This window comes from Thalassococcus sp. BH17M4-6 (assembly GCF_049323015.1).
In the GTDB taxonomy this organism is placed as follows: Bacteria; Pseudomonadota; Alphaproteobacteria; order Rhodobacterales; family Rhodobacteraceae; genus Puniceibacterium.
On record NZ_JBMPGU010000001.1, the window covers coordinates 13,578 to 25,653 of the forward strand.

Genomic DNA, 12,076 nt, shown 5'->3' on the forward strand with positions numbered 1-12,076 from the left:
TTGGCGAATCAGAGGTATTTCGCCGCCTCGCGGCGCGCGAACGGCTTCATCCCATCGCGGTGATCGGCCAGAAACGCGCGGACGCTTTCCGGATCATGTTTCGACAGATCGCGCAGCCACCAGGCGACGGCCTTCTGGATGAACCAGTCGCGGTCAGGCACATAGCCCGCCGCCCAGCCCAGGATGCGGGTCCGCGCCGACCGTTCTTCGGGCTTGGGAAAATTCTGCTTTGTCCAGGGCAGGGTAACCACCAGCGCCGCGCGCCGCGTCCACATGTGTGGGCTTTGCGTCCAGTGCTCGACCGTGTCCAGCCGCGCGGGATCGGCGGTCAGCCGCCGCTGCCCGGCCATGCAGGCATGATCGGCGATGGCCCAGCTGTCGAACTCCGGCACCCAGGCCTGGATCAGTGCCCAGACCTCTGCGTCGGGGCGGATGCGCGCCTGGGTCAGCAGCTTGGCCGCCGCCAGCCGGGCCTCGAAAATGTCGCTGCGCCACAGCCCGTCGGCGAGCGCGATCCGGTCGGGCAGGTTCAGGCTCTGCCGCCAGCCCTGGGTCAGCGCATTTGTCGCAGGGTTCGGCACGCCCAGATAGACGCGCGGCGCCTTGTGATAGGCGGCCATCTGCGCGGCCCGGCCAGGGTCCGCCGCCGCCCGCAGAGCATCCAGCGCGTGCTCTGGCGTCATTCCACCGTGACGGATTTCGCGAGGTTGCGGGGCTGGTCCACATCCGTGCCCTTGGCGATGGCGGTGTGATAGGCCAGCAACTGCGCGGGCAGGGCATACAGGATCGGCGTCAGCACATCGGGCACCTCGGGCAGCACCACGGTCTGCCAGACATCACCCCCGGCCTCGGCCGCGCCCGCCGCGTCGGTGATCAACAGCACCTTGCCGCCGCGCGCCATCACCTCCTGCATGTTCGACACGGTCTTGTCGAAGAGGCTGTCGCGGGGGGCCATGACCACCACCGGCACGGTCTTGTCAATGAGCGCGATGGGCCCGTGCTTGAGTTCGCCCGATGCATAAGCTTCGGCATGTATATAACTGATTTCCTTCAGTTTCAGTGCACCCTCAAGCGCCAGGGGGTACATCAGCCCGCGCCCCAGGAACAGCACGTCACGCGCCTCGGCGAGGCGGCGCGACACCTTTGCAATCGCCGTGTCCCGGTCCAGCGCGATGTTCAGCACACCCGGAAGGCCATTGAGCGCCTCAAGCACTTCGACCTGCGCGTCAATTGTCATCCGGCCCCGGTCCACCGCCGCCTTCAGCGCCAGCAGCAGCAGCACGTTGAGCTGGCAGGTGAACGCCTTGGTGGAGGCGACGCCGACCTCCACGCCTGCATGAATTGGCAGCGCCAGATCGCTTTCCCGCGCAATCGAGCTTTCCGGGACGTTGATGACCGACACGATCCGATCCGCCTTGCCCTGGCAATAGCGCAGCGCGGCCAGCGTGTCGGCGGTTTCGCCCGACTGGCTGACGAAAAGCGCCGTGGTCCGCGCCGGGATGGGCGGTTCGCGGTAGCGGAATTCCGAAGCGATATCCACATCGACCGGCAGCCCGGCCAGCTGTTCGAACCAGTATTTAGCTGTGAGGCAGGCATAGAAGGCGGTGCCGCAGGCCACCATCGACAACCGGTCAACGGTTGTGAAATCAATGCCTTCGCCGGGCAGGTTAATCTTGCGGTCGCGCACGTAGCTGGACAGCGCCCCGGCCAGAACGGTGGGCTGTTCGGCGATTTCCTTGGCCATGAAGTGCTTGTACCCGGCCTTGTCGACGCGGGTGGCATCCTGGTGGATCCGCTTGACCGGGCGGGTCACGATCTCTCCCGCCTCGTCCCGTATCTCGACCGAGGCGCGGGTGATCACGGCGCGGTCACCTTCGGCGAGATAGGTGATCCGGTCGGTGAGCGGCGCGAGGGCGATAGCGTCCGATCCGACGTACATCTCGCCATCGCCGTGGCCGATGGCCAGCGGGCTGCCCTTGCGCGCGGCGATCATCAGATCGTCCTGCCCGTCGAACAGGAACACCAGCGCAAAGGCGCCTTCCAGCCGGTCCAGCGTCTTGAACGCCGCATCCACCTGGTTGAGCCCCTGGGACATGTGATGTTGCGTCAGCACGGCCACCGTTTCAGTGTCGGTGTCCGAGGTGCAGGACAGGCCCGCGCGCTCCATCTCTTCGCGCAGTTCGCGGAAATTCTCGATGATGCCGTTGTGCACCACGGCGACGGGGCCTGCTTGGTGCGGATGCGCGTTGGTGGTGGTCGGCGCGCCATGGGTGGCCCAGCGGGTGTGACCGATACCGGCCTTGCCCGCCAGCGGCTCGTGCACCAGCAGATCGCTGAGGTTCACCAGCTTGCCGACCGCGCGGCGGCGGTCCAGATGGCCCGCGTTGACGGTCGCGATCCCGGCGCTGTCGTAGCCGCGATACTCCAGCCGCCCCAGCGCCTCGACCAGGGTGGGGGCGACCTCGTGCCCGCCCAGAATGCCCACGATACCGCACATCAGTCTTGCCCTTTCTGCTGACGCACCTTTCGGGCGCGCAGCATCTCCATCAGTTTGCGCCCCATACCGGGCTTGTTTTCCTGCCGCGCCCGGCCCATCGCCAGATCGCCCGCAGGCACGTCCGAGGTGATCACCGACCCGCTTCCGGTCAGCGCCGCGTCGCCCACGGTGACCGGCGCGACGAGCATGGTGTTCGACCCGATAAAGGCGCCTTCGCCGATCACCGTGCGGTGTTTGAAAACACCGTCATAATTGCAGGTGATCGTGCCCGCGCCGATGTTGGTGCCCGCGCCGATATCCGCATCGCCGATATAGCTCAGGTGGTTCGCCTTGACCCCGGTGGCGAGCTGCGCGTTCTTCACCTCGACAAAATTGCCCACATGCACATCCTCGGCCAGCTCTGCGCCGGGGCGCAGGCGGGCATAGGGGCCGACCACCGCGCCGCGCGATACGTGGCAGCCTTCGAGATGCGAAAACGCCCGGATGCGGGCACCGGATTCGACGGTGACGCCGGGGGCGAAGATCACATTGGGTTCAACCTCGGTATCGCGTCCGATGGCGGTGTCCCAGCTCAGAAACACCGTGTCGGGGGCCTGCATCGTCACGCCGTCCGCCACAAGCGCGGCGCGGGCGCGGGCCTGAAACAGCGCCTCGGCACGGGCCAGTTCGGCGCGGCTGTTCACACCCAGCGTCTCGGCTTCGTCACAGGTGACGGCGGTGGCCGAAAGGCCGCGGTCGCGGGCGATGGCGACGATGTCGGGCAGGTAGTATTCGCCCGCTGCATTGTCGTTTCCGACAGCGTCAAGCAGATCAAACAGCGTGGCGCTATCCGCCGCGATCAAGCCGGAGTTACAAAGGGTTATCGCGCGCTCTTCATCCGTCGCATCCTTGTATTCGACGATCCGGTCGAGCCTGTCGCCGTCGAGGATCAGCCGCCCATAGCGCGCTGGATCGGCGGCGTCGAACCCCAGAACCACCACGTCCGCGCCTTTCCGCGCCGCGACCATCTTTTCCAGCGTCGCGTCGCTGATGAACGGCGTGTCGCCATAAAGCACGATGGCATCTCCGTCGAAATCCTCCAGCGCGTCCCGCGACTGCGCCACGGCATGCCCGGTGCCAAGTTGTTCGGATTGCACGACGATCTGCGCCTCGGGATCGTGATCCAGCGCCGCGGCCTCGACCTTCTCCGCGCCATGACCCGCGACGACAATCACGCGCTCGGGTTCAAGCGCCGCGCCCGATTGCATGGCATGGACCAGCATCGGCGCGCCCGCGATCTTGTGCAGCACTTTCGGGAGGTCCGATTCCATCCTTGTGCCTTTGCCCGCGGCAAGGATGATCAGGGCGATGCGCATATGGTTTCTCTTTGTTATTTGTCCGGGTCCGTTTTATCGATCCTGTGGCGCAGGGCAAGGTGGGTCGCTTCACGTTGGATTGCGGGTTGTGACAGGAAGGATTCAAAGATGCGCACGGTGATTTTCGACCTCGACGGGACGTTGGCCGACACGTCCGGCGATCTGATTGCCGCGGCGAACCGCTGCTTCGTTGCGATGGGGGCGGGTCCGCAGCTTGACGCCAAGGCGGACGCAGGTACCGCGTTGCGCGGCGGGCGGGCGATGCTGACGCTGGGGCTGGGGCGGATGGGGGCGCTGTCCGAGGCCGAGGTCGACCGCTGGTATCCCGAACTGCTCCGGGCTTATGGCGACGACATCAACAGCCATACGGTGATGTATCCCGGCGCTGTGGATGCGGTCGAGGCGTTGCGGCGTGCGGGCTACAAGGTCGGCATCTGCACCAACAAACCCGAGGGGCTGGCCCAGAACCTGCTGGTCAGCCTGGGCGTGCGCGATCTCTTCGGTTCCCTGATCGGGGCAGACACGCTGCCGGTGCGCAAGCCCGACCCGCAGCCCTATGAGGCGGCTGTGCTTCAGGCGGGCGGGGCGGTTGCGCAAAGCTGCCTCATCGGTGACACCGCGACCGACCGCAAGACAGCGCGGGCCGCCGGGGTGCCGTGCGTGCTGGTGACCTTTGGCCCGGGCGACGAGGATGTGCGCGATCTGGGGCCAGAGGCGCTCTTGCACAATTTCGACGATCTGGGCGGCGTGGTGGCCGGGCTGATCGGGTAGGGCGACGGGCCAGCGCCGCGGATTTGATCACAGGGCGGTCTTGCGGGCGCAAAACCTGCGCACCGGTCCGGCCCGATCTTTTCCAACACCGACAAATGGCCTATGTATTTGTCATAACCCCAGGCAAAGGACGCACATGACCCGCCCCATCGTCGGCATCATCGGCAATCATTACCTGCTGAACGATCAGTATCCCGCCCACGCCGGCGGCACGATGAACTCAGAGGCGGTCGCCTGCGTCGCGGACTGCATTCCGCTGGTCATTCCCGCCGATCCGCGGCTGGTGTCGGTCGCGGAGTTGCTGGACACCTGCGACGGCTTCCTGCTGACCGGCGGGCGGCCGAATGTCCACCCCGAGGAATACGGCGAAGAAGTCACTGCCGCCCATGGCGAATTCGATCGCGCCCGCGATGCCATCGTTCTGCCGCTGGTGCGGGCCTGCGTCGAACGGGGCCAGCCGTTTTTCGGCGTCTGCCGCGGCTTTCAAGAGGTCAACGTCGCCATGGGCGGCACGCTGTACCCCGAGATTCGCGATCTGCCGGGGCGGATGAACCACCGTATGCCGCCCGATGGCACGCTGGAGGAAAAGTTCGCGCTGCGCCATATCGTGACCGTGTCCGAAGGCGGGCCGTTTCACGGGCTGTTCGGCGCGACCGAGGTGATGACCAACACGCTTCACGGGCAGGGGATCAAGACCCCGGGACGGCGCATCGTCATAGACGGCTACGCGCCCGACGGCACGCCCGAGGCCACGTATATCGAAGGCGCGCCGGGTTTCAGCCTGTCGGTCCAGTGGCATCCCGAATGGGACGCGGCGAACGACCCGGTGTCGCGGCCGCTGTTCACCAGCTTCGGCGACGCGGTGCGCGACTTTGCCGCCGCGCGGGCCCTGCCGGGGCGCAAATCCGCCTGAACACGGGCGCGCCGGGCCGCGCCGCAGGTCAGTTCGATGGTCAGGCAACATCCCATGGCTCAGGCCGCCTTCCTGCCGGAATGCCCGGCAAAGAGCGACAGCGCCTCGTGCCGCTTGAGACAAAGCCGCGCGGTGTCGCCATAGGCGCCGGGATCGGATTTGAGATGCGGGAACGCCTCGAAAAGATCGGCGCGCGACGCATCGCTCAGCGTTTCGAGGCTGTGGTGCCCGATGTGGAAGCTTTCGGTCGCCGCGCCTTCGGCATAGATCACCTCGTGCCGGTCCAGCATCAGATGAATATAGGTGACGTCGCCCCCCTCGACCTGGCGGATATTCTGCCCGTCGATCATGTGCTTGGCCGAGACCAGCACTTCGGACGGGCCGAACATCAGTTCGGCCTCGTACCCTTCGAACAGCAGGCGGTGCTGCGGTGACACCAGCAACGGCCGGTTGGCCCCCGGCAGGACCTCGGCGGCGATTTGCACCGGGGCCAGGTGGCCCTGCGCCGGGACGGTCTTGGACCCGACCCACCGCAGCGGCTGCGGACCATGATCGCGGGTCACGATGAGATCGCCGGGGCGCAGGGTTTCCACGGGACGCGGGCCCTGCGGCGTCAGGATGCGGGTGCCGGGGGTAAAGCAGATCACGTTGTCGATGTTCGAAAAGGTGATCAGCGTGCCGTCCAGCATGGTGACGGAGCCGCTGAATTCACCGCCGCCGTTATCGACCACGCTGAGGGTCGTGCGGTCCGCCAGACCGTTGAGGTTCAGCGTGTCGCCCGCGCTTTGCGACGTGGTGCCGCCCAGGATGGTGATGCCTGCGCTGCCCGCCTCGGCCAAATCGACAAGGTTGAACACGTCGTCGCCGTCGCCGCCCGACACGGTATCGCCCTGACCGAAAAAGATCGTGTCGTTGCCGCCGTCGCCGTAAAGCTCGTCCGCGCCGGTGCCGCCCGAGATCACGTCGTCATCGGCACCGCCAAGGATCGTGTCGGCGCCGGCGCCGCCGCCGATTGTGTCGTTGCCGCTGCCGCCAAGCACGGCGTCGTCGCCATCATCGGCGGCGATGACGTCGTCGCCGTCGTTGCCGCCGATCGTGTCGTTGCCAGCACCACCGCTGACGATGTCGTTGCCGGTGCCCGCGTCGATGAAATCCGCGCCGTCGCCGCCGCTGATGCTGTCGCCGCCGGACCCGCCCACAAGGGTGTCGTCGCCCAGCCCGCCGTCCAGCGTGTCGGCGTCGGTTCCGCCATCCACAACGTCGTTGCCGTCCCCGCCCAGGATGCTGTCGGCCCCGGCCTCGCCATAAAGCGAATCGTCGCCGCCCATGCCGTCGATCGTGTCGTCGCCCGCACCGCCGGAGATCACGTTGGTCCAGTCCGGGCCCTGCGGGTCATAGCCGGTCAGGCTGTCGTTGAAGCCCGATCCGATGATGCCGTCGATGCCGCCTTCGCTCACGTCGCCGGTGGCATGGCCCCCGCTGAAGGTGTTTGTGGTCAGGTTGACAGTCACCCCGGCGGTGGAGGTGGCGTAGGACACATAGTCCATCCCCGCACCGGCGTTGAGAGTGTCCGCGCCTGCGCCGCCTTCGAGCGTGTCGTCGCCTGCACCGCCCACGAGGCTGTCGTTCCCGGTGCCGCCCGATATGGTGTCGGCGCCGTCCTCGCCCAGCAGGGTGTCGCTGCCGCCGCCGCCCGATAGCGTGTCGTTGCCGGCCCCCGCGGCAAAGCTGTTGGCCAGCCCGTCGCCGGTCAGCGTATCGGCCTGCGCGGTGGCGATCACGTTCTCGACCCCGCCGGTCAGCACGTCGCCCTGCGCATCGCCGCCCGCGACGCTGTTGGTCGCAAGGTTCACCTGCACGGCACCCGCCGAGGCCGAATAGTCCAGCGTATCGACGCCGGTACCGCCGGTGAAGGTGTCGTTGCCCGCGCCGCCCACCAGCGTGTCGTTGCCGCTGCCGCCGTTGACGGAATCGTCGCCTGCGCCGCCGATCAGGCTGTCGGCGCCGCCATCGCCCAGCAGGGTGTCGTTGCCCGCATCGCCAAAGATCGTGTCGTTGCCCAGCCCGCCCGACAGGCTGTCGTCACCAGCCTCGTCCAGGATCGCGTCAAAGTGGACATCCGTGACCCAGATCGCCTGCGTGCCGCCCTGGGCGTTGCCATAGATGATCTCGACGCTGGCGACGGGGCCCGCGATTTCCACCAGGACGGACCCGCCCGCGTCCGCCGGGGCGTCACCGACGGTGTTGGCGGTGATGGTGTTGCCAACGACCGTGTCGCCGCCCGAGGGCGTCAGCGTTACGGCCACCGGGTTGCCATCGGCATCATAGGCGTTGACGGTCACCACATCGGTGTGGTTGCCGCTGCCCCAGTCGACATCGTTGATGCGGAAGCGGACGTTTTCGACCTCATCCCCGACGCTGGAGCCTGCGCTGGGGGCAAAGTCGATGGTGGTGGTCGAGGTCGCCCCGTCGCCATTGCCGAACAGGTAGACCGACGAGTTGTTGTCGAACGGCTCTCCGCCCGCGACGTATTGCGTGTCGTCGGTGTCGATCTGGAAGGTCGGGTTGTTGTTGCCGGTGTTGGTGAAGGACACGGTCACGTCGACCGCGCCGGTGTCCTGGGTAAAGCCCGCCGCGACGTTGGTTGTGTTGCCGCCTTCGTTGTCCCACTGCAGCTGGTCGCTGATCGGATCGGCGGCATAGACGCCGAAATCGCCGTAGATCAGGTCGTTGCCATCGCCGCCGCCGACGGTATCGTTGCCCAGACCTGCGGCGACGGTGTCGTTGCCCGCACCCGCGAGGATGCTGTCGTTGGGATTGCCGGGGTTGAAATCGACGCCGTCGCCCCCGGTGTCGAGGTAGTCGTGATCGATAAGCTCGGCCCCGCCGGTGCCGTCCACCGTGCCGTTTGTGGGCGTGAGCGAGGCAAAGCCGTCCGACAGCGTTGTGACCGGCCCCAGGTCGGGCACGAAATAGACGTTGCCGTCGGTGGCCAGGTGATAGACGCCCGGTTCGCTTTCATATGTGTAGGTGGTGCCGCCGAAAGTGCCGGTCCAGACCCATTCGCCCGCCCCCAGGATGGTATCGGTGGTGAACGTGACAATGCCGCCGCTGATCGTGTCACCGGCGTCGAAATACGCGTCTCCCAGCGATACAAGATACCCGTCGGGCATGTCCGTAACCTCATCAAAACCACGGACAAAACGCCCGCCGTACCCCTTACCCGACGCGCCACATCTGCCGGGGCACCGGTTGCAAATCCGGCAGGGCACAGCTGTGACGCTGCCGGTTTCCAAATGAGATACAGTCTCGGAAGGGCGAAAATTTGAATGAAATGCGGTTTAACTGCGGCGCAAAGATATGGCTGAAAGGCGTATTTTCCCCCAAATCAAGGGCCTGCGGCCTGCGCGGCGCCGCCGTCAGGGGCCCGGCCCAAGGGCGGTCTATTGTTGCGCTGGCCGCAACACCGCGCCGGGCGGGCAGGGTGCGGCGGTCAGGTGACCGCCTTGCGTTGCAGGAATTCCGGCTTGTCCCAGAGCGCGCCGCGCAGAATGCGGGTCAGGACCGACACCGCCTCTTCGACATCGTCGTGGGTGATGTAGAGCGGACAGAAGCCGAAGCGCATCACGTCCGGCGCGCGGAAATCGCCAATCACGCCGTCGGCGATCAGGGCCTGCATGATGGCATAACCGTTCTCGGCCCGGAAACTGACCTGGCTGCCGCGCCGGGTGGCGTCGCGCGGGCTGAAGAGTTTGAGCTGCGGACACTCTGCCTCGACCCGTTCGATGAAATCCTCGCACAGGGCGATGGACTGGCGGCGCACGTCGGCCATATCCACCCTGTCCCAGATATCGAGCGCGGTTTCCAGCAGGGTCATCTGCACCACCGGCGGGGTGCCCACGCGCATGCGTTCGACCCCGGCGCCGGGGGTGTAGTCGCGCGAGAAATCAAAGGGTTTGGCGTGGCCCAGCCAGCCCGCAAGCGCCGGGTCCACCACATCCGCGTGGCGCGGGGCGACGTAGATGAACGCGGGCGCGCCCGGCCCGCCGTTGAGGTACTTGTAGGTGCAGCCGACGGCGAAATCGGCCTGCGCCCCGGCCAGATCGACAGGGATGGCCCCGGCGGAATGCGCAAGATCCCAGATCGTCAGCGCGCCCTTGTTCTGGGCCAGTGCGGTGAGCGCCGCCATGTCGTGCATCCGTCCGGTGCGGTAATCGACCTCGGTCAGCAGGGTGACGGCCACGTCTTCGGTGATATTGTCCGCCACATCCTGCGGTTTGACGACGCGCAGTTCGGCCCGGTCGCCCAGCAGCTTGACCAGCCCCTGCGCCATGTAAAGATCGGACGGAAAGTTGCCGGTATCCGACAGGATCACCCGCCGGTCGGGGCGCAGTTGCAGGGCGGCGGCAAGCGCCTGGTAGACCTTGATCGACAGCGTGTCGCCCATCACCACATGGCCCTTTTCCGCCCCGATCAGCCGCGCGATGCGGTCGCCCAGGCTGCGCGGCTGGGCCATCCAGCCGCTGGCGTTCCAGCCGGTGATCAACTGTTCGCCCCATTCCGCCCGCAGCATCGCGTCGATCCGCGCGGGCGCGGCCTTGGGCATCGGACCCAGCGAATTGCCGTCGAGGTAGATCATCCCCATGGGCAGGTGAAACTGCTTCCGGGTCCAGGTGAAATCGGTCAAAATTCGCCCCCCGCGATCTGGATGGCCTGGCCGTTGACGCTGCCCGAATGTGGCGCGCAAAGCCAAAGCGCGGCTTCGGCCACCTCATCGGCGGTGATCAGCCGCCCGTGCGGGTTGGCGCCGATGACGATCTTTTCCGCCTCTTCGCGGTTCATCCCGGTGCGTTCCATGATCCGGGCGATGTTGGAGGGGACGATCTCGGTATCCACATAGGCCGGACAAAGCGCGTTGAAGGTGTAGGGCTTGCCCAGATAATCCGCCGCCAGCCCCTTGATCAGGCCGATGAGCCCGTGCTTGCTGGCGGTGTAGGTCGGCGCGCCCTTGAGGCCCCGCAGACCCGCGATCGACGATACGGCGATGACCCGGCCCCAATCGGTTTCGCGCATCGAGGTCAGGCTTTCGCGGATCGTAAGGAACGCGCCATCCAGGTTGGTGGCCATCATCGTGCGCCAGAATTCCATGTCCGTCTTGTGCAGGGCGCGGCCTTCGGCGATGCCTGCATTGGGCACGCAGATCTGCACCGGGCCGCGGGCGGCCACCGCGGCGGCGATGCCGTCCCTGACCGACGCCTCGTCCATCACGTCCATCACCTGCGCGAAAAGGCCGTGTTCGTCGGCCGCGGCTTCGAGCACGGCGGCGCGGCGTCCGGTGATCGTCACCTGCGCGCCTTCGCCCGCAAGCGCCTTTGCGATGCCAAGGCCGATGCCGGTGCCGCCGCCGGTGATCAGCGCGTGTTTGCCTGTCAGTGACATGGATGTCCTCCGTTGATTGGGCACAGCCTATCCGAGCGGGCGGGGTTGGCAAGATGCCCGTTGCCAAACGCATTCGCCTGTGTGAATGTGTTGGCCTGTGAAGGGGGATCTCATGCGCCACGTATCGACCGCTCTTGCCTGTCTGCTGCCTGTCGCGGCGGCGGCGTCCGAGGATATCGCCGACAAATACCCGGCCTCCGAACTATACGACAAACCCGTCGAGGTCATCCCGCATGTCTGGAGCGCCATCGGCGCGACCGCTCCGCCGACCTACGAAAACGCCGGCCACAACAACAACCTGTCCTTCGTGGTGACCGGCGACGGCGTGGTGGTCATCAACGGCGGCGCCTCGGCGCGGCTGGCGGCGGCGCTGCATGACGAGATCAAGGCCGTGACCGACCAGCCCGTGAAGCTGGTGATCAACGAAAACGGCCAGGGTCATGCGATGCTGGGCAACAGCTACTGGGCGGACCAGGGTGTCGATATCCTCGCCCATGAAGAGGCGATTGCCGAGGTCGAGGAGAACGGCGATTTCATCCTGCAAGGCATGCAGCGCTATAACCGAGACAAGGCTGAAGGCACGCGGGTGGTGGCGGCGAACCGGTCGTTTTCCGACCGCGAGGTGATCGAGATGGGCGATGTGACGCTCGAGGTGCTGCACCTTGGCTCGGCCCACGGGCCGGGGGACACGCAGGTCTGGATCCCCGACTGGGACATCGTGATCGCGGGCGACATCGCGTTTCACGAACGCATGCCGCCGATCTTTCAGGACACCTGCACCTCCTGCTGGATAGACACCTTTGACGGGCCGTTCACCGGTCTGGGGGCAACCTACGTGATCCCGGGCCATGGCCATCCGACGAACATGGCGCAGGTGACGCGCTATACCTCGGACTACCTCAGGGACATTCGCGCCAAGGTGGGCGCGCATCTGGACGAGGGCGGCGATCTGGCGGGAGCCTATTATGTCGATCAGTCGAACTGGGCGCATCTCGACACATTCGAGGAGCTGGCCACCAAGAACGCGGGCCGGGTGTTCGAGGAGATGGAGTGGGAATAAGGCCGCGTTTGCGCAGGTAAATGCGGCCTGCTCGATCCGCC

General features: G+C 66.3%; 9 protein-coding genes. 3 read left to right on the top strand and 6 right to left on the bottom strand.

Annotation, left to right across the window (positions count from 1 at the left end; genetic code table 11):
* Window positions 1-8 precede the first annotated feature (8 nt).
* From ACOXXX_RS00085 to glmU, 3 genes are read right to left on the bottom strand one after another with little or no spacing between them, the layout of a single operon-like run.
* Window positions 9-683, bottom strand: a complete 675-nt coding sequence (locus ACOXXX_RS00085; RefSeq protein WP_422824497.1) for a DNA alkylation repair protein — start codon at window positions 681-683, stop codon at window positions 9-11.
* Window positions 680-2,497, bottom strand: coding sequence for a glutamine--fructose-6-phosphate transaminase (isomerizing) (gene glmS / locus ACOXXX_RS00090; RefSeq protein ID WP_422824498.1), 1,818 nt, complete (start codon window positions 2,495-2,497; stop codon window positions 680-682). The genes ACOXXX_RS00085 and glmS overlap by 4 nt, the downstream gene beginning before the upstream one ends.
* On the bottom strand, window positions 2,497-3,852 hold the full coding sequence (gene glmU, locus ACOXXX_RS00095) for a bifunctional UDP-N-acetylglucosamine diphosphorylase/glucosamine-1-phosphate N-acetyltransferase GlmU (RefSeq protein ID WP_422824499.1): 1,356 nt from the start codon (window positions 3,850-3,852) through the stop codon (window positions 2,497-2,499). The genes glmS and glmU overlap by 1 nt, the downstream gene beginning before the upstream one ends.
* Window positions 3,853-3,960: 108 nt before the next feature.
* Here glmU and ACOXXX_RS00100 point away from each other — a divergent pair, with 108 nt between their 5' ends.
* Together ACOXXX_RS00100 and ACOXXX_RS00105 are read left to right on the top strand one after the other, a co-directional pair.
* On the top strand, window positions 3,961-4,623 hold the full coding sequence (locus ACOXXX_RS00100; protein ID WP_422824500.1) for an HAD-IA family hydrolase: 663 nt from the start codon (window positions 3,961-3,963) through the stop codon (window positions 4,621-4,623).
* Window positions 4,624-4,759: 136 nt separating this feature from the next.
* Entirely contained in the window at window positions 4,760-5,536 is a 777-nt protein-coding gene (locus ACOXXX_RS00105; protein ID WP_422824501.1) for a gamma-glutamyl-gamma-aminobutyrate hydrolase family protein, read from the top strand.
* A 59-nt stretch (window positions 5,537-5,595) separates the two neighbouring features.
* On the opposite strand, the gene ACOXXX_RS00110 is transcribed toward ACOXXX_RS00105, so the two are convergent.
* The 3 genes from ACOXXX_RS00110 to ACOXXX_RS00120 all read right to left on the bottom strand — a co-directional run bounded on the left by ACOXXX_RS00110 (window position 5,596) and on the right by ACOXXX_RS00120 (window position 10,975).
* Window positions 5,596-8,709 carry a Hint domain-containing protein gene (locus ACOXXX_RS00110; RefSeq protein ID WP_422824502.1) on the bottom strand — a complete coding sequence of 1,038 codons (3,114 nt, stop codon included), beginning with the start codon at window positions 8,707-8,709 and terminating at the stop codon, window positions 5,596-5,598.
* A gap of 320 nt (window positions 8,710-9,029) precedes the next feature.
* Window positions 9,030-10,223 carry a kynureninase gene (kynU, locus tag ACOXXX_RS00115; protein ID WP_422824503.1) on the bottom strand — a complete coding sequence of 398 codons (1,194 nt, stop codon included), beginning with the start codon at window positions 10,221-10,223 and terminating at the stop codon, window positions 9,030-9,032.
* Complete coding sequence (locus ACOXXX_RS00120; RefSeq protein WP_422824504.1) at window positions 10,220-10,975, bottom strand: SDR family NAD(P)-dependent oxidoreductase; 756 nt, start codon at window positions 10,973-10,975, stop codon at window positions 10,220-10,222. Before ACOXXX_RS00120 ends, kynU begins: the two co-directional genes overlap by 4 nt.
* Window positions 10,976-11,087: 112 nt before the next feature.
* On the opposite strand from ACOXXX_RS00120, the gene ACOXXX_RS00125 reads away from it, so the two are divergent.
* Window positions 11,088-12,035 (top strand): MBL fold metallo-hydrolase, encoded by a 948-nt coding sequence (locus ACOXXX_RS00125; protein WP_422824505.1) that lies wholly within the window; start codon window positions 11,088-11,090, stop codon window positions 12,033-12,035.
* Window positions 12,036-12,076 lie beyond the last annotated feature (41 nt).

Coding starts and splice junctions, on each gene's coding strand:
- ACOXXX_RS00085 (WP_422824497.1), bottom strand. CDS start 683: ATGACGCCAGAGCACGCGCTGGATGCTCTGCGGGCGGCGGCGGACCCT.
- glmS (WP_422824498.1), bottom strand. CDS start 2,497: ATGTGCGGTATCGTGGGCATTCTGGGCGGGCACGAGGTCGCCCCCACC.
- glmU (WP_422824499.1), bottom strand. CDS start 3,852: ATGCGCATCGCCCTGATCATCCTTGCCGCGGGCAAAGGCACAAGGATG.
- ACOXXX_RS00100 (WP_422824500.1), top strand. CDS start 3,961: ATGCGCACGGTGATTTTCGACCTCGACGGGACGTTGGCCGACACGTCC.
- ACOXXX_RS00105 (WP_422824501.1), top strand. CDS start 4,760: ATGACCCGCCCCATCGTCGGCATCATCGGCAATCATTACCTGCTGAAC.
- ACOXXX_RS00110 (WP_422824502.1), bottom strand. CDS start 8,709: ATGCCCGACGGGTATCTTGTATCGCTGGGAGACGCGTATTTCGACGCC.
- ACOXXX_RS00120 (WP_422824504.1), bottom strand. CDS start 10,975: ATGTCACTGACAGGCAAACACGCGCTGATCACCGGCGGCGGCACCGGC.
- ACOXXX_RS00125 (WP_422824505.1), top strand. CDS start 11,088: ATGCGCCACGTATCGACCGCTCTTGCCTGTCTGCTGCCTGTCGCGGCG.